Source organism: Lentzea californiensis, assembly GCF_024648825.1.
GTDB lineage: Bacteria > Actinomycetota > Actinomycetes > Mycobacteriales > Pseudonocardiaceae > Lentzea > Lentzea californiensis.
In genome coordinates this window covers 565,665-580,048 of record NZ_JANBBE010000001.1, presented here as the reverse complement: position 1 = coordinate 580,048, position 14,384 = coordinate 565,665, and the positions used below count along the sequence as shown (strand labels likewise).

18 protein-coding genes and 3 tRNA genes are annotated in these 14,384 nt (G+C 67.0%); 8 read left to right on the top strand and 13 right to left on the bottom strand.

The window, feature by feature from the left end:
- Nucleotides 1-2: 2 nt before the first annotated feature.
- Both LX88_RS03150 and LX88_RS03145 read right to left on the bottom strand, forming a co-directional pair.
- Nucleotides 3-518, bottom strand: coding sequence for a hypothetical protein (locus tag LX88_RS03150; protein WP_258947669.1), 516 nt, complete (start codon nt 516-518; stop codon nt 3-5).
- Between the two features lie 79 nt (nt 519-597).
- Complete coding sequence (locus LX88_RS03145; RefSeq protein ID WP_258946342.1) at nt 598-1,008, bottom strand: PPOX class F420-dependent oxidoreductase; 411 nt, start codon at nt 1,006-1,008, stop codon at nt 598-600.
- Between the two features lie 34 nt (nt 1,009-1,042).
- Between LX88_RS03145 and LX88_RS03140 the strand changes: the two genes are divergently transcribed.
- Both LX88_RS03140 and LX88_RS03135 read left to right on the top strand, forming a co-directional pair.
- The gene (locus LX88_RS03140) at nt 1,043-1,855 is read left to right on the top strand and encodes an oxygenase MpaB family protein (protein WP_258946341.1); all 813 of its coding nucleotides are present in this window, start codon (nt 1,043-1,045) and stop codon (nt 1,853-1,855) included.
- A gap of 82 nt (nt 1,856-1,937) precedes the next feature.
- On the top strand, nt 1,938-2,753 hold the full coding sequence (locus tag LX88_RS03135; protein ID WP_258947593.1) for a glutamate ABC transporter substrate-binding protein: 816 nt from the start codon (nt 1,938-1,940) through the stop codon (nt 2,751-2,753).
- Here LX88_RS03135 and LX88_RS03130 read toward each other — a convergent pair.
- Nucleotides 2,750-3,790, bottom strand: a complete 1,041-nt coding sequence (locus tag LX88_RS03130) for a L,D-transpeptidase (protein ID WP_258946340.1) — start codon at nt 3,788-3,790, stop codon at nt 2,750-2,752. The two genes, LX88_RS03135 and LX88_RS03130, sit on opposite strands and share 4 nt — an antisense overlap.
- 455 nt (nt 3,791-4,245) lie before the next feature.
- On the opposite strand from LX88_RS03130, the gene LX88_RS03125 reads away from it, so the two are divergent.
- Complete coding sequence (locus LX88_RS03125) at nt 4,246-4,449, top strand: cold-shock protein (protein ID WP_030477903.1); 204 nt, start codon at nt 4,246-4,248, stop codon at nt 4,447-4,449.
- Between the two features lie 89 nt (nt 4,450-4,538).
- On the opposite strand, the gene LX88_RS03120 is transcribed toward LX88_RS03125, so the two are convergent.
- From LX88_RS03120 to LX88_RS03105, 4 genes are all read right to left on the bottom strand, one after another.
- Nucleotides 4,539-4,844 (bottom strand): hypothetical protein, encoded by a 306-nt coding sequence (locus LX88_RS03120; protein WP_030477904.1) that lies wholly within the window; start codon nt 4,842-4,844, stop codon nt 4,539-4,541.
- Between the two features lie 255 nt (nt 4,845-5,099).
- A complete protein-coding gene (locus tag LX88_RS03115; protein ID WP_258946339.1) occupies nt 5,100-7,283 on the bottom strand; it encodes a heavy metal translocating P-type ATPase in 2,184 nt (727 codons plus the stop codon).
- Nucleotides 7,280-7,486, bottom strand: a complete 207-nt coding sequence (locus LX88_RS03110) for a heavy-metal-associated domain-containing protein (protein ID WP_030477906.1) — start codon at nt 7,484-7,486, stop codon at nt 7,280-7,282. Before LX88_RS03110 ends, LX88_RS03115 begins: the two co-directional genes overlap by 4 nt.
- Nucleotides 7,487-7,541: 55 nt before the next feature.
- Nucleotides 7,542-7,802 carry a hypothetical protein gene (locus LX88_RS03105; protein WP_090066039.1) on the bottom strand — a complete coding sequence of 87 codons (261 nt, stop codon included), beginning with the start codon at nt 7,800-7,802 and terminating at the stop codon, nt 7,542-7,544.
- A 153-nt stretch (nt 7,803-7,955) separates the two neighbouring features.
- On the opposite strand from LX88_RS03105, the gene LX88_RS03100 reads away from it, so the two are divergent.
- From LX88_RS03100 to LX88_RS03080, 5 genes are all read left to right on the top strand, one after another.
- Nucleotides 7,956-8,201 carry a hypothetical protein gene (locus LX88_RS03100; RefSeq protein WP_258946338.1) on the top strand — a complete coding sequence of 82 codons (246 nt, stop codon included), beginning with the start codon at nt 7,956-7,958 and terminating at the stop codon, nt 8,199-8,201.
- Nucleotides 8,202-8,327: 126 nt separating this feature from the next.
- A complete protein-coding gene (locus LX88_RS03095; protein WP_258946337.1) occupies nt 8,328-8,957 on the top strand; it encodes a ScbR family autoregulator-binding transcription factor in 630 nt (209 codons plus the stop codon).
- Between the two features lie 149 nt (nt 8,958-9,106).
- Nucleotides 9,107-9,179, top strand: a tRNA-Glu gene (locus LX88_RS03090).
- A gap of 38 nt (nt 9,180-9,217) precedes the next feature.
- Nucleotides 9,218-9,291: transfer RNA gene (locus LX88_RS03085), tRNA-Asp, on the top strand.
- Nucleotides 9,292-9,320: 29 nt separating this feature from the next.
- Nucleotides 9,321-9,394: transfer RNA gene (locus LX88_RS03080), tRNA-Phe, on the top strand.
- 68 nt (nt 9,395-9,462) lie between these two features.
- On the opposite strand, the gene LX88_RS03075 is transcribed toward LX88_RS03080, so the two are convergent.
- The 6 genes from LX88_RS03075 to LX88_RS03050 form a co-directional block, all read right to left on the bottom strand.
- Nucleotides 9,463-10,791, bottom strand: coding sequence for a tyrosine-type recombinase/integrase (locus LX88_RS03075; protein WP_258946336.1), 1,329 nt, complete (start codon nt 10,789-10,791; stop codon nt 9,463-9,465).
- 20 nt (nt 10,792-10,811) lie between these two features.
- Nucleotides 10,812-11,120 carry an excisionase family DNA-binding protein gene (locus tag LX88_RS03070; RefSeq protein WP_258946335.1) on the bottom strand — a complete coding sequence of 103 codons (309 nt, stop codon included), beginning with the start codon at nt 11,118-11,120 and terminating at the stop codon, nt 10,812-10,814.
- Between the two features lie 143 nt (nt 11,121-11,263).
- The gene (locus tag LX88_RS03065; protein ID WP_258946334.1) at nt 11,264-12,220 is read right to left on the bottom strand and encodes an AAA family ATPase; all 957 of its coding nucleotides are present in this window, start codon (nt 12,218-12,220) and stop codon (nt 11,264-11,266) included.
- 1 nt (nt 12,221) lies between these two features.
- On the bottom strand, nt 12,222-12,587 hold the full coding sequence (locus LX88_RS03060; RefSeq protein ID WP_258946333.1) for a DUF2493 domain-containing protein: 366 nt from the start codon (nt 12,585-12,587) through the stop codon (nt 12,222-12,224).
- Nucleotides 12,584-13,501 (bottom strand): DNA cytosine methyltransferase, encoded by a 918-nt coding sequence (locus LX88_RS03055; RefSeq protein ID WP_258946332.1) that lies wholly within the window; start codon nt 13,499-13,501, stop codon nt 12,584-12,586. The genes LX88_RS03060 and LX88_RS03055 overlap by 4 nt, the downstream gene beginning before the upstream one ends.
- Entirely contained in the window at nt 13,498-14,367 is an 870-nt protein-coding gene (locus tag LX88_RS03050; protein ID WP_258946331.1) for a bifunctional DNA primase/polymerase, read from the bottom strand. The genes LX88_RS03055 and LX88_RS03050 overlap by 4 nt, the downstream gene beginning before the upstream one ends.
- Nucleotides 14,368-14,384: the final 17 nt, after the last annotated feature.

Here is a 14,384-nt window from a genome sequence, read left to right as displayed (position 1 = left end):
ACCTATTTGTCGTCGTCACAGCTCAGCTCGAACCGGTCGAAGTGGTCGAACCGGCCACCCTCCGGCCCCCGCAGGTCGATCGGTTCGAGCTGGTGCTCCTCCAGGAAGTCGCAGAACTCCCTGGCGTCGAGCGGCCACTTCAGGCAGTGCTTGAAGTCGTCGCCGAAGAGCTCCGAGTCGCACCGCAGCAGGTCGTGCAGGTTGGGCCGGGGCTTGCCCGGTGGCGGCGGAGGCGGTGGTCTCCGCCCAGGATGCGGAGGCGGCGGCCGGTCGGCGGCACCGGGCGGCGGTGGCGGCGGGGGTGGTGGCGGAGGCGGAGGTTGCGGCCGCTGGACCCCGACGGCGGAGACGGTGGTCGTGGCGGTCGCGATGACGACCTCGGGCGGCAGGGGCGGCGGTGCGACCAGGCGGATGTCGACGGGCTTGTCCGGGGGTGCCGCGAACAGAGCCGCGATCAGGGCAGCGCCCATCACCGCGACCGCGGCTGCGAAGTAGCCGCGGCGTCTGACACCAGTCATCGCTTCCGCTCCCCAGGTTCCGCCTGCCCGGTAGCCGCCGTCCCCGTGGAATCGTTGCGCCCGCTAACGGTGTTACAGCTCAGCCCGTCCTGTCCGGTCCGGCGGAGCTCAGCGAGATCCGCAGGATCACGCGTTGCTCGCGCTTCATCGCCGCGCGGTAGTCGTTCCAGTCGGAGTGCTCGCCGGAGATCGTCCGGTAGTACTGGACCAGCAGGTCCATGGCCTCGGGCAACGGCACGACCGTCGCGGTTCCGTTGAGCTGGATCCAGCGGCCGAAGAAGCTGTCCGGCAGCACGCACAGCGAGACGTGCGGATCACGTTCGACCTGCTTCGTCTTGTACGCGGTGGCTCGCGTGGAGACGAGCACGTCACCATTGTCGTCGAGCGCGACGAGCACCGGCGACATGGCCGGCGTGCCGTCGGACTTCAATGCGCAGAACACCGCGCGGTGCTGACTGCGGAGCACTTCCCGTGCCTGGTCCAGGTCCATGGTCTTCATCCTGGCGAGACGGGACGATGTCCGCATGCCCGACCCGAATTCCGTCAGCTGGCAGCTGCACGCGGACCCGACGATGTGGATCGCCGGGATCGCGAGCCTCTACCTGCAGGCACTGCACCCCAGGGCGGTCGCGGGTGTCGTGCAGAACTCGAACTTCCAGGCCGATCCGCTCGGCAGGCTCAAGCGCACGGCGGACTTCGTCGACCTGGGCGTCTACGGCACCGACGCGGAGATCGCCACCGCCGCGGCACGGGTGCGGGCCACGCACCGGAACCTGCGCGGCGTTGTCGACGGCCGGACGTTCCGCGTGGACGAGCCCGAGTTGCTGCTCTGGGTTCATTGCTCGGAGGTTTCCTGCTTCGAAACAGTGCTCGACCGCGCGGGGTACGGACTGTCCGGCAGGCAGAAGGACCTCTACTACGCCGAGCAGCGGTTCGCGGCCGCTTTGGTCGGATTGCACCCGGATGAAGTACCGGGATCCAGGCGCGAAATGGCCGAATACTTCGATCGGATGCGTCCCGTTCTGCGCCGGACGACCGATTCCGATGTGATCTACGACTTCTTGCACGGCCCTCCGGTGCAAGGGTGGCTCCGCCACGGCCTGCCCGTGTACCGGGTTCTCGTGGGCCACCTGGCCTATTCGGTACTACCCGACTGGGCGCTCGAACTGCACGGCCGCGAGGCGTACGCGCATGCCGACCGATGGCTGCGAATGGTGCGCCGAGCTGCGCTTATGGTCCCTAGCAAGATCAGGAGGCTCGCTCCGCCCGGCCATCTGAAGCGAGCGATCGAGCGTCACGGCAGGCATGTGACACCCAGCAAAGCGAGGCTTCCGTAGTTGTCATACATCACAGTCGATCATCGCCGCAGGTCCGTAGCATTGCGCACGAATCCACAACACCCCCGGAAGGCCTGTCGTGATCCGTCGTGCCGCGCTCCTGACTGCCGTAGCGGTGTTCGCCACCGCCTGTGGGAGCGGTGACACCACCACAGTCATCGGACGTGCTGACTCCGGGAAGCTGACCATCGGCATCCGTTACGACCAGCCCGGCATGAGCCAGCGCCGGCTCGACGGCCGGTACGTCGGCTTCGACGTGGACGTCGCCAAGTACGTGGCGAACGAGCTCGGGGTGAAGGAAGGTGGCATCACCTTCAAGGAGGCCCGTGGTGCCGCCCGTGAGTCGATGCTCGAGAACGGCGAGGCCGACCTGATCATCGCCTCGTACTCGATCACCGACGCCCGCAAGGAGAAGGTCGCCTTCGCCGGGCCGTACTTCGAGACGGGCCAGGGCATGCTGGTGCGCTACACCGAGGAGGCCGTCCAGGGCCCGGAGACCCTGAACGGCCGCAAGCTGTGCTCGGTCAAGGGTTCCACCTCCGCGCAGAAGGTGAAGTCGGACTACTCGAAGAACGTGCAGCTCGTCGAGTACGGCCAGTACTCCGACTGCGTGATCGCTCTCATGGCGGGCAACGTCGACGCCGTCTCGACCGACGAGGTCATCCTCGCCGGGTTCGCCGCGGAGAACCCCGAGCTGCTCAAGCTCGTCGGCAAGACGTTCTCCAAGGAGCGCTACGGCATCGGCGTCCCGAAGGGTGACGCCGAGTCGCGCGACGCCGTGAACGAGGCCATCGAGAAGATGATTTCGAGCGGTGAGTGGAAGCGGGCCCTCGAACGCAACGTCGGTCCGTCGGGTTACGAGATCCCGCAGCCACCCCAGATCACGGAGAAGAGTTAGCTGATGGCGGCGGACTTGGCGGTCCAGGCCGCCCAGTCCAGCGTCCACTGCCAGTAGTCGTTGTGGGCAGGCCCGTTCGGGTCGGCCAGCCCGAGCTGCACCGTGGAGCCCACGACCTCGACCGGGTCACCGACCATCGTCAGGTCGAAGAAGACCTTGGCGTTGGGACCGGACAGGTTCGCGCACCCGTGTGACACGTTCTCCTTGCCCTGGCTGGGAATCGTGTCGTTGTTCTCGTGCACGAACTCGCCGTTCTGCGAGATCAGCACCGCCCAGGTGACCGGGACGTCGTAGTTGTACACGGTGCTCTTCATCCGCCGTGAGGCTTCCTTCTGCTGCACCACGTGGATGCCGGACCGCGTCACCCTGCCCGGGTCGCTCTCCTTGCCGTACGACGCCGGGAGGTCGTGCAGCAGCACGCCGTCGCGGTAGATCTCGAACCGCTTGGTCTGCGTGTTCGCCTTGGCCACCAGCGCCCGGTCCGCGATCTTGAACTGCGCGTGCACGTCGTTCCTGCCGAAGGCACCCCCGCCGAACGGCACCCCGTAGACGTTCGCGTCGAGCGCGACCTCGGTGTTCGGCTTCCAGTACTCCTTCGGCCGCCAATGCGCCTCGGTGTCGGACAGCCACGCCCACGCGCCCTCGGTCGGCACGGACGTCTTGACGGTCATCGCCTTCTGCACGGAAGCCTTGTCCTGCACGGGCGCGCTGAAGGTCACCTTCAACGGCATCGCGATGCCGTAGGTCTGGTTGTCGTCGACGTTCAGCTTCGCGCTGGTGAGCCGCTGCGGCTTGATGGTGCGGAACGACCCGGTGACCGGGACGTCGGCGCCGTCCTCACCCTTGGCCGAGCCGGACCAGGTGTAGGCCTTGTCGTAGCCCAGGTCCTCGGTCGCGACCCAGCGGCCGGCGGAGAGTTCCCCCTTCACCACCTGGCCGTCGGCGCCCTTGAGCACGACGGAGGTCAGCACGCCACCGGTCATTCCGACCTCGAATGGTCCGGCCGGGCTGATGCCCTCGCCCGATGACGGCGTCACCGTCAGTACTGCCTTCGCCTTCTGCTCCGCAGCCGGTGCAGAGGTCTGCGAACCGGCCCCAGGCGCACCGTCGGGTGCGGCACTGCAGGCGGTCAATCCCAGTAGTAGAGCCAAAACCAGTGGCCGCAACACGCGTCCCCCCAAGATCCCCTCGTCCAACGAACATGAGGACGCGCGGCGGTGGAACACGTTGCTCGCGAGATTGCGATCACCCACCCGGACCAGCGGCTTTCCTCCTGTTGAGGCAGCCAACCGGCCGGTAATGACCTGTAGTGCTATGACCAATCACACGTTAGGCTGACTCGCGCAGGCCGTGGTTTCTGTGTTCGTGCTTCACACGCTCGCGGAACGACACGCGGGCGTGCGGTGCGCTCTCAGCGAGTTTGCCTAACGCCCCCGGGACGGCCGGGGTTGCACGGTGCAGCCCCAAGCTTTCCTGCGATGGAGGCAGGTACATGGCACAGGGCACTGTCAAGTGGTTCAACTCCGAAAAGGGCTTTGGTTTCATCGCCCAGGACAACGGCGGCGCTGACGTCTTCGTCCACTACTCGGAGATCCAGGGTCAGGGTTTCCGCACCCTGGAGGAGAACCAGCGAGTGGAGTTCGAGGTCGGCCAGGGCACCAAGGGTCCGCAGGCCCAGAACGTCCGCGCGGTCTGAGGTTTGTAACACGCCGCAATTGAAGTCGTACGTGAGAAGGACCCTCGACCGGGCTCGGTCGAGGGTCTTTCTTCGTAGGTAGCTGTCGACTAGTGGCCGCGCTGGCGCGCTTCCCACTCCAGGCGCTGCATGACCCACTCCGTGGCGAGAGCCTGCGGGGAGGTCTGGCGCTCGGCGGCGAGTTCCTTCAGCTGCTCGTTCGCCATGAGTTGCAGCCTCAGCTGGTAGACCTGCGCGCTGCCGAAGCCCGAGGCGGTGGTCTCGTTGTCCGCGTCCGGGGCCAGGGCGGCCAGGTAGGAGGTCAGCTCTTCGTCGTGCGACGTCTCCGGTTGCTGCGGTTCGTCCGCGGGGCGGTGACGGCCGGACTTGGAGCGTCCGAGGGATCCAATGGGCACCGGGACACGATAACGGCTCGGTCACGGAAGCCAAACCCCTGTGAGCCGGGTCACCCCAAGGTGTAAATGGCTCTACTCAGAGTGGATCTCCGGTGAGGACCGGCGAAGGGCGTCCCCGGAGCTGTGGAGGCCCCCGCGCCAGGGGGAGGAACGCGGGGGCCGGAGGGGATCTCCACAGGCGCTGACCGGGGGTGTGTCAGCTTTTGGATTGTTGCACGAGCACGCGCTCGTTGGGGAGTGTTCCCAACGAGATTCTTATGCCGCCGATGGACGGAAACCCCGTAGTCGCAAGCTGTTGGTAACAACGAACACGCTGCTGAAGGCCATCGCGGCGCCCGCGATCATGGGGTTCAGCAGACCGAGGGCCGCGAGTGGAAGTCCAGCGACGTTGTAGGCGAACGCCCAGAAGAGGTTCCCCTTGATCGTGCTCAACGTCTTGCGGGACAACCGAATCGCGTCGGCCGCCACGCGCAGGTCGCCGCGCACCAGCGTCAGGTCGCTCGCCTCGATCGCGACGTCGGTGCCGGTTCCCATGGCCAGCCCCAGATCCGCGGCCGCGAGGGCCGGCGCGTCGTTCACGCCGTCGCCGACCATGGCCACAACTCGGCCCTGTGCCTGGAGATTCCGGACCGCTTCGACTTTGCCGGACGGCAGGACGTCGGCGATGACCTCGTCGATGCCCACCTCGGCGGCGACCTCGGCGGCCACGGAGGCGTTGTCGCCGGTCAGCAACACCGGCCGCAAACCGAGTGCCTTCAGTTCCTGAATCGCTTGTGCGGACGTGGGTTTGACGACGTCCGACACGACGATGAGCCCGACAACCTTGTCATCAAAGGAAACCGCGACAACTGTCCGAGTTGTGTGGGCAACTGCGGCCTCAGTCAGTTCATGCGGAAGCACAACGTTCCGCACGCGGCCCACGACGACGCGCCGGCCTTCGACCGTTCCGCTGACGCCCACGCCGTCCGTGGAAACGAAGTCCGACACCGGCGGGAACTCGCCGGCCTCACGGACGATCGCCGCGCCGATGGGGTGTTCGGACGCGTTCTCGACGGCCGCCGCGCACCGCAACACCTCGTCCCGGTCCACGCCCGCCGCGGGGATCACGCCGACCAGCGTCAGGCGGCCGGTCGTGACGGTGCCGGTCTTGTCCAGCACGACGGTGTCCACCCGCCGCGTCGACTCCAGCACCTCGGGGCCCTTCACCAGGATGCCGAGCTGCGCGCCGCGGCCGGTGCCCACGAGCAACGCCGTCGGCGTCGCGAGGCCCAGGGCACAGGGGCACGCGATCACGAGGACCGCCACCGCCGTCGTCACCGCGAACTCCAGCGGCCGCCCGGCGAGCAGCCACGCGCCGAACGACGTGAGCGCGATCAGCACGACGACCGGGACGAATACGGCGGACACCCGGTCCGCCAGCCGCTGCACGTCGGCCTTGCCGGCCTGGGCCTGTTCGACCAGCCGGGCCATCCGCGCGAGTTGCGTGTCCGCACCGACCGAAGAGGCCTCGACGACCAGCCTGCCGCCCGCGTTCACGGTGCCGCCGACGACCGGATCGCCCTCGCCGACCTCGACCGGCACCGATTCGCCGGTGACCATCGAGCGGTCCACGGCCGAACTGCCGTCGACCACTAGACCGTCGGTGGCGATGCGCTCACCCGGACGGACCACGAAGCGTTCGCCGACCTGGAGCTCACCGACCGGCACGCGGGTCTCGACGCCGTCGCGCAGCACCGCCACGTCCTTGGCGCCGAGCGCGAGCAACGACCGCAGGGCCGCACCCGCGCTGCGCTTCGAACGGGCCTCCAGCCAGCGTCCGAGCAGCAGGAACACGGTCACGCCGACCGCGACCTCCAGGTAGATGTCGCCGGAGGTGGTGGGACGGGGCAGCAGGCTGAACTCGTGCCGCATGCCGATGACGCCGGCCTCGCCGAACACCAGCGCGTAGAGCGACCAGAGGTACGAGACCGTGACGCCCATCGACACGAGGGTGTCCATGGTGCTGGCGCCGTGCCGTGCGTTGACGAAAGCCGCGCGGTGGAACGGCCAGCCGCACACCCACACGACCACGCTCGCCAGCGCCAGCGACACCCACTGCCACGTCGGGAACTGCCACGCCGGGACCATCGAGAACGCGATCACCGGCACGCCGAGCATCGCGGCGAGGGTGACCCTCAGCCGCAGTTCACCGGCCTCGTCCACGTCGGGAGCCTCGGGCCGGGGCTCCTCCGCGTCGTACCCCGCCGCCCGCACGGTCGACACGAGGTCGTCCACGCGCAGGTTGTCCGGGAACTGGACGCTGGCCTTCTCGGTCGCGTAGTTCACGGTGGCGGACACGCCGTCGAGCCTGTTCAGCTTGCGTTCGACGCGGTTCGCACAGGAAGCGCACGTCATGCCGCTGATGCTGAGCTCGACGTGACGAGGCTCGGTCGTGGTCATGCGACCTGGTACCCGGCCTCGGTGACGGCGGCGACGACCTCGGCGCGGTCGAGTTCGCGGTCGCTGGTCACGGTGACCGCACCGGTCTCCAGGACGACGTCGACACCGGTGACGCCGGAGACCTCGGTCAGCTCCTCGGTGACGGAGCTGACGCAGTGGCCGCAGGTCATGCCGGTGACGGTGTAGGTGGCGCTGACTGACATCGGAGCCCTTTCTCTCTTCGGAGCTCCGATTCTATACCCCCCTGGGGTAAAGGCTCTACTGAGGACTGTCGGGTTTGGGCTGGTCCAGGTTCTGGATGTCGCTCTCGATCTTGTTGACCAGGTCGTCGAGGCCCTCGAGCATCTTGTCGAGCTCGGCCATCCGCGAACCGAACGCGGACTCGATGTCGGCGTCGATGGTGTTCAGGTCGATGCCGCTGAGCGCCTTGAAGATCGCCTCCTGGTCGGCCGCGGAAGGTGTCTGGGACGCGTTTTGGCCCTCTGCTTCGGGGGAAGGCTCCGGCGTGGGGTCGGTCATCGGTCCATCATCCACTGGCCAGTTCTCCACCGGCACGGACGGCACCAGCACGGAAAGTAACGCTGGGTGCCGATGGAATCACTCTGCGGGGGGCTGCGGCCGTTGTCCCAGGTCGCTTAGCCTCGCGCCAACCTCAAGTCGGGGAGGGTGCTCATGAGCGGGTCACTGGAAGTGCGGAAGTTCCTGTTCACACAGGACGACAGCGTGTCGAGGCAGGGCGGGCCGAACGTGCCGGCCCAGCGCAACGGAGAACCCTCGCGGATCTCCGACGAACAGGTCCACCGGGCCAGGCTCGCGGTCGCCAGGAGCGCCCTGGGCGCCGAGGACTGCCGGATGCTGCTGGACATGCTGGGCCTGTCACCGGGCGAGGACGGCGGGCTGCCCCAGGCACAACGGTGAACGTCGTGCGGACGCGAAAGCGGCCCTGACTCCAGGCGCGCACCCCCCGGAGCGCGTCTGCAGAACAGGGCCGCATCCCGAAACATACTCACGGGTCTCTTTAGCGGCAACGGCTAACCTTCGACCATGCCCCAGCAGGACCGGGCGTACGCGACCCGTGAGGCGATACTCCACGCCGCGGCGGAGGAGTTCGACCGGCTCGGATACGAGCGCACGTCGCTGACCGCCGTGCTCGCGCGTGCCGGACTGACCAAGGGCGCGTTCTACTTCCACTTCCCCTCGAAGGAAGCGGTCGCCGATGCCCTGATCGAGCGGCAGGGCGAACTGTGGGCGCAGGTGAGGGAGTCGTGGCGGCTGCGCGGCGTCGACCCCCTGAGCGCCCTGCACGGCATGTTCGCCGAGTCAGCCGACCGGATGGCGGCCGACGTGGTGCTGCGCGCCGGCGTGCGGCTCAACGCCGATCGTGAGGTCGGCTATCCGGGCGTCCCGAACACGCACCTCATGTGGGAGAAGCTCGTCGCCGGGTACGTGATCGAGGCGGCTGAGCGCGGGGACCTGCGGGCCGGCGTCGATCCGGAGGCTGTCGCCAGGACGTTGTGCAGCGCTGCTCTCGGTTCGCGGTTGATCTCTTCCGCCACGACGGAGTGCGCGGACTTCCCCGAGCGGATCCGCGAGGTTCTGGGCCACGTGCTGCCCAGCGTCGTGTCCTCCGGCTGGAAGTTGTCTGGATCACAAACTGCTTCTGAACCGGCGTGACGGGCCCGAACGGCCCTGAACAGGCATTTGTTGATCTGGGCGATCTGGCCCAGAAGGTGGTTTCAGCAGGTCAGCGCATAAGTGGGACCCCCGTTTTGGAGGTGCGCGGACCTATGGCATATGCTTACGATGCTTCCAGAGACCAGCTAGTCCCCATCATCTAGCGGCCTAGGATCCCGCCCTTTCAAGGCGGTCGCGCGGGTTCGAATCCCGTTGGGGGCACGCAGTAAAGTACGGTACGGTAAGACAGCACGAAGCAAGGCCCAGTGGCGCAGTTGGTTAGCGCGTCGCCCTGTCACGGCGAAGGTCGCGGGTTCGAGTCCCGTCTGGGTCGCTTTTCTGTAGTTGATTGCTACAGCTCATGGCCAGGTAGCTCAGTTGGTACGAGCGACCGCCTGAAAAGCGGTAGGTCGGCGGTTCGACCCCGCCCCTGGCCATACCTTCTTAGCAGTACAAACAGAAAGCCCCCGCCACGGCGGGGGCTTTCTGGGTCTCAAACGGGGTCTCAGTTGTTGCCCCAGAGCAGTCCGCCAAGCTGATCGGCGACCGTCCTCCGCAGCCCTGCTGAGATGTGCTGGTACCGCTTGGCCATCGATGAGTTGGACCAGCCCATGAGGTCCATCACGATCCGTTCTGGAACCCCGAGGACGAGAAGCACCGTTGCTGCCGTGTGACGCGCGTCATGCAAGCGAGCTTCTCGGATTCCTGCCTCTTTCAGTACCTCCTTCCACTCTTCAAGGTCTGCTCGCGGGTCAATGGGCTTGCCGTTCGGCTGCGCGAACATCCATCCTTCGTCGTGCCACAGGTCGCCGGCTGCTTCACGCTCGGCTTGCTGCACCTTCTCGTGCTCCAACACCATGCTGAAGACCTGATCGACCAGCGCGACACCACGTCGTCCGGCGCTCGACTTCACGTCGACCTCCACCAGGCCGCCGCCGTGGCGCTTCGGGCACCACCGAGCGTGGCTCTTGCAGTCGGGTGGGCAGGGAGGCGGGCAGGGCTTCCGGCTGTGACGCTTACAGGTTTCCTTACAGGGCAAGAACTTGTGGTACTTCGCGCCGCACTCAGTGGGGTTCTCGCATCCGTGCTTCCACGTTTGCCGCTGAAGCGCCTTTCTGATCCGAAGAGCCTTCGCTTTGCGGTCCAACCGTGTCCACTTAAGACCGATCGTCTCGCCCTGCCGCGTGCCGTGCACGAGCGCGATGATGAACCGCACACCGTTGCGCCGCTTGAGGCACGTCTTGATGAGTAGCTGGACCTCGTCCACCTCGAACGGCTCGACTTCCTCCTCTTCCACACGGGGAGGCGTCGCCAAAGCAGCAGCGTTCCGTTTGATGATCCCGCCACGCCGGTCAGCCTGTCCCCACGCCCGTCGAGCCGTTCTGTGGACCTGGTGAGCCGTGGCCGCCTTCCTGCCGTTCGCGATGATCCGCGCGTACAGGCGCTCAAAGTGATCAGGCTCGACAGCATCCATCCACTGACCGCCAAGAGCGGGAATGAGGTGGTAGCGCACGGCCGACTCGTAGGCCTTGAACGCCTTGTACTTGAGAGACGGCTTTGCGATGTTCTCCAACCAGTGAAGTAGCCAGGCTTCAACCCGCCAACGCTCACCAGGCCTGCGGATGTTGCCGCTTTCCCGCTCGTTTTCGAGTTCCCGAACGCGGTCGATTACAGCGCTCTCTGACTTCCTTTTGACGTGCCGGCGGTCCGGCTTGCCGTTGTCGAGCGTGCCCATCGTGACGCGACCGTGCCAGTAGCCGTCAGACTCGCTGTAGTAGATGCTGGACGCACCGTTGGGTGCGCGTGTCCCTTCTTTGCGCGGTTTGCGCGGCATTTAGATCTCCTGCGTTCGAATCAGGCGGCGTTCTGGATACGGACGAGATGCGTGGCGTAGGCGTCGACCTGGTCCACGTGGACGCGGCGCAGTCGTCCGATTTGGACGGACTCGACTTCGCCTGAACCGATCAGCGCGTACATCCGCGTGCGGCTGACACCGAGACGCTTGGCGGCTTCCTCGACCGTGAGCAACTTCGGTTCGGGCACAGCGCGCTGTGCCGGTACCTCCGGAGGGTCCACGTCCGGAGACGTCGTCAGCAGTTCAGCAAGCCGGCCGAGAAGCGCCTGGATTTCGGCGGCGCGCAAGGTTTGCCTTTCCCAAGCCATGACTAGGTCCTTCCGGTGGTGCCGGACAGGAGGGACAGGCTTTGAGCGCCTGTCCCACCCGGTTTGTGCTGGTCAGGTGGTGCGGTCGGACAGGTGGGACAGGTGGGACAGCTCCGTGTGGTTGGCTGCTGTCCCACCTGGGCTCAGAACATCGGCGCGTAGTACTGGCCACTGGCGTTCTTGGTGAGCTGCTCGGCCTCGTGCATGCGGGCGCAGGTGCGGCGCACGTTGTCCGCGCTGAGCTGGGTGGCGTCGGCGACCTCCTTGGGCGTCTTCCCGGGGTTCTCGCGGAGGTAGCGGAGGATGGTCGAGCGGGTGTCGCCGATGGTGTGGTCGATGGCGGGGCCGTCGAGCATGGACCAGGCGCCGCGGCTGGGGTCGAAGGACAGGGCGTAGTCGGCTTCTTCGACGTCGCGGCCGGTGACGTGCAGGACGCCGTCAGCGTTGTTGCGGGCGCGTTCGAGCACGAGCACCGCATCGGCGGCGCCGGTGATGCCGTTGGTGCCGGACACGGTGGCGAGGAAGTCCTCGTGAACGGCTTTGCGGACGTGGTGCACGAGCACAACGGCGATGCCGTAGTGGTCGGCGACCTTCTTGATACGGCCTACGGCGGCGTAGTCCGCGTCGTACTGCTGGACGCCCGCTGGTGCCGAGCCGCGCAGCTTGGCGAACACGTCGATGACCACGAGCCGAGCGGAGCGGTTGCGATCGAGCCACGTGGCGATGGCGGTGTCTCCGCCTTGGGGCAGGGGCGGGCAGTCGGTGGCGAGCGTGAGTCGTGAAGGTGCGTCGTCGCCGGCAAGGACCTTGCCCATGCGGCTCTTCAACCGGCGGGCGGTGTCTTCCAGCGCGAGGTACAGCACCGGGCCGGGGTCGATCTCGATGGAGCCGAACGCGGGTCGTCCGGCGGCGATGTCGAGTCCGAGTCCGAGCGACAGCCAGGACTTGCCGACCTTGGGCGGTCCAGCCAGCACGGTGACGCCCTCGCAGAGCACACCGGGCACTGCCCACCTCGGGTCGTCAAACTCTGCCGCCATGAGCTTGTCAGCGGTCCATCCCGTCCTGGTGAGATCGAACGCATCGGTGTGTGCGGTGCTCATGTCACGTCCCCTTGTGGTTCACGCGGTACGTCGCGATTCCGGCGCGTTCGGCGGCGTCGGCGCAGTGACGCGCACCCTTGGACTCGGGGCGCAGGAAGGCCACGCACGCGTCCGCTCCGAGACGGATCATGTGCTGGTTGCGGATGGGGCCGGCTGCCTTGCCGTGGCGGTCCCAGTCAGCGGGGTGTGCTTCGGTCGGTAGGCCCCAGCCGGTCCAGATGCCTGCGGCCATGAGGTCGGCGCCACGGCAGGCTCCGTGCACGAGCACGGCGTCCGGGTAGCACGCGCGGGCCACGGCGAGCATGCGCCGCATGCTGCTTACGCTGGTCCAGTTCCGGCTGCCGGTGACGAGGATGCGGTGGCTCATGCGGCCCACCTTCCAGTGCGATTGCGGCGGATGTGCAGGGCTTCGATGGCGGCTGCTCCTTGCTGGGGGACAACACCGTTGCCCAGCAGCCGCAGCTGCTGTCTGCGTGATAGCCCGGGTACTTCGGTGACCCATCCCGGTGGAAGGCCCATCAGCCACTCAACGAACTGTGGGCTCAGGACTCGGTTGTTGCGGCGTCCCGGTTCGGTGGGGTCAGGTGCTGAGCGTCCGAGGATGGCTTCCCAACGGCGGATTGCGGGTGCGAACTGGCCCCACTCGAAGTCTGAACCAACGCGCCGTGCAGGCACGTCACGTCCCCCCGCTGATTCGGTCCTTTGTGGTCGCGGGCAGTAGGCGTTGGCAGCAAAGACACCGTGGTCCGCAGGTCCAGTGCCCCAATGCCGTTCGCGTCCGAGGTTGTGGGCGTCGGCAGGTGTGGCGTAGCCAAACCATCGTTCCCTGCGGTGGGGCGCACCAACGTCGGAAGCGCGTACGCATGTCCATCGCAGGTCATACCCGACTTCGGCCAAGTCGGCGGCGACTCGGCCAAGTCCTCGAACAAGGAGGGCTGCGACGTTCTCCAGGATGACGAGCTGGGGTCGAAGTACGCGAACGGCGTCGGTGACGTGGGTCCAGAGTCCACTGCGTTCTCCTGTGATTCCGGCACGCCGTCCGGCGTCGCTGATGTCCTGGCAAGGGAACCCGGCGTCGAGCACATCGACGGGAGGCACTGCGGCCCAATCGATGGCGGTCACGTCCCCCAGGTTCGAGATGGCGGGGTGGCGATGAGCGAGCACCTGACATGCCCCGGGATCGACCTCGCTGTACCAGGCGAGAGAGCCGTTCAGTACAGCCTGGGCAGCCATCGTCAGACCTCCATAGCCCTCGAACAGGCCACCGATGCGGACGTTCACGCGGCCACCTTCCGGGGACGTCGGGCGCCAGCCTTCAGCCCGGAGGTGATGGAGCCTGCGGCTTTGTGGATGCGCATCGAGTTGACGGCGATGTAGCTGGCAGCGGCATGCATGAGTGCGTCCCTGACTTCCTGCTCCGTCAGCTCCCCGCCGGCTACGAGCTGCCCGAGGTTCTGCGCGGCCATGTACAGCGCCTCGTTGCGCTGACCTCGTGGTGCCCCGTCCACGCGGGCGACCTCAGCGGCGATGGCCGCGGCGAGATACCTGCCCCGCTTGTCGGTGCACGCGAGCCTGACGGGCGGTTTTGGCGGCTGCGGCGGCGTGGGCGTGAGAAGGACGGCAAGCCACTCCGGCAACTCGACCTCCGCCGTACTGTCAGCGAGTTCGTAGCGGCGGCCGTTGACGATCGAGCCGGGCGCCACGACGTAGCCGCCGTGTGCACGGGTGTCGATGTGCCATCCGAGCCGTCCGGCGGTGTTGCGGTAGTCACGTCCCCCCGCCTTGAAGTACAGGTGCCGCCCATCGGAGGGCGTGAAGACGGTGCGAGTGGTGGGGACGTCGGCCCCGTGGTCTTGGGCGAGCATCGCGAGCACCTCGGCTCCGTGCCGCACACCTTCCAGGCCAGCAGGCGGGATCTCGTCCGGCTTGGCGGTGTCGAGGTCGACCACGACCCGGCCGGCGCGACCAGTGGCCAAGCCGATGTTGTACGGCCCGGTGGACCAGCAACGCCGGATGCGGTCGAGGTCGGTGGTGGCGCGCTGTTCCCAGTCCTTGACCGCGGGTGCCTTGGCGTTGGGAACGAGCGGGAAGACCGGTCCGTACTGTTGGGCCGCCTCAAGGGCAGCGTTCAGCAACCTGTCGTCCACGATGGACTCCTTGGGCG

Excerpts from the sequence above, each read along its gene's own strand:
- LX88_RS03115 (WP_258946339.1), bottom strand. The coding sequence starts at position 7,283 with ATGACCACGACCGAGCCTCGTCACGTCGAGCTCAGCATCAGCGGCATG.
- LX88_RS03140 (WP_258946341.1), top strand. The coding sequence starts at position 1,043 with ATGCCCGACCCGAATTCCGTCAGCTGGCAGCTGCACGCGGACCCGACG.
- LX88_RS03105 (WP_090066039.1), bottom strand. The coding sequence starts at position 7,802 with ATGACCGACCCCACGCCGGAGCCTTCCCCCGAAGCAGAGGGCCAAAAC.
- LX88_RS03110 (WP_030477906.1), bottom strand. The coding sequence starts at position 7,486 with ATGTCAGTCAGCGCCACCTACACCGTCACCGGCATGACCTGCGGCCAC.
- LX88_RS03100 (WP_258946338.1), top strand. The coding sequence starts at position 7,956 with ATGAGCGGGTCACTGGAAGTGCGGAAGTTCCTGTTCACACAGGACGAC.
- LX88_RS03060 (WP_258946333.1), bottom strand. The coding sequence starts at position 12,587 with ATGAGCCACCGCATCCTCGTCACCGGCAGCCGGAACTGGACCAGCGTA.
- LX88_RS03145 (WP_258946342.1), bottom strand. The coding sequence starts at position 1,008 with ATGGACCTGGACCAGGCACGGGAAGTGCTCCGCAGTCAGCACCGCGCG.
- LX88_RS03150 (WP_258947669.1), bottom strand. The coding sequence starts at position 518 with ATGACTGGTGTCAGACGCCGCGGCTACTTCGCAGCCGCGGTCGCGGTG.
- LX88_RS03070 (WP_258946335.1), bottom strand. The coding sequence starts at position 11,120 with ATGGCTTGGGAAAGGCAAACCTTGCGCGCCGCCGAAATCCAGGCGCTT.
- LX88_RS03065 (WP_258946334.1), bottom strand. The coding sequence starts at position 12,220 with ATGAGCACCGCACACACCGATGCGTTCGATCTCACCAGGACGGGATGG.
- LX88_RS03095 (WP_258946337.1), top strand. The coding sequence starts at position 8,328 with ATGCCCCAGCAGGACCGGGCGTACGCGACCCGTGAGGCGATACTCCAC.
- LX88_RS03125 (WP_030477903.1), top strand. The coding sequence starts at position 4,246 with ATGGCACAGGGCACTGTCAAGTGGTTCAACTCCGAAAAGGGCTTTGGT.
- LX88_RS03075 (WP_258946336.1), bottom strand. The coding sequence starts at position 10,791 with ATGCCGCGCAAACCGCGCAAAGAAGGGACACGCGCACCCAACGGTGCG.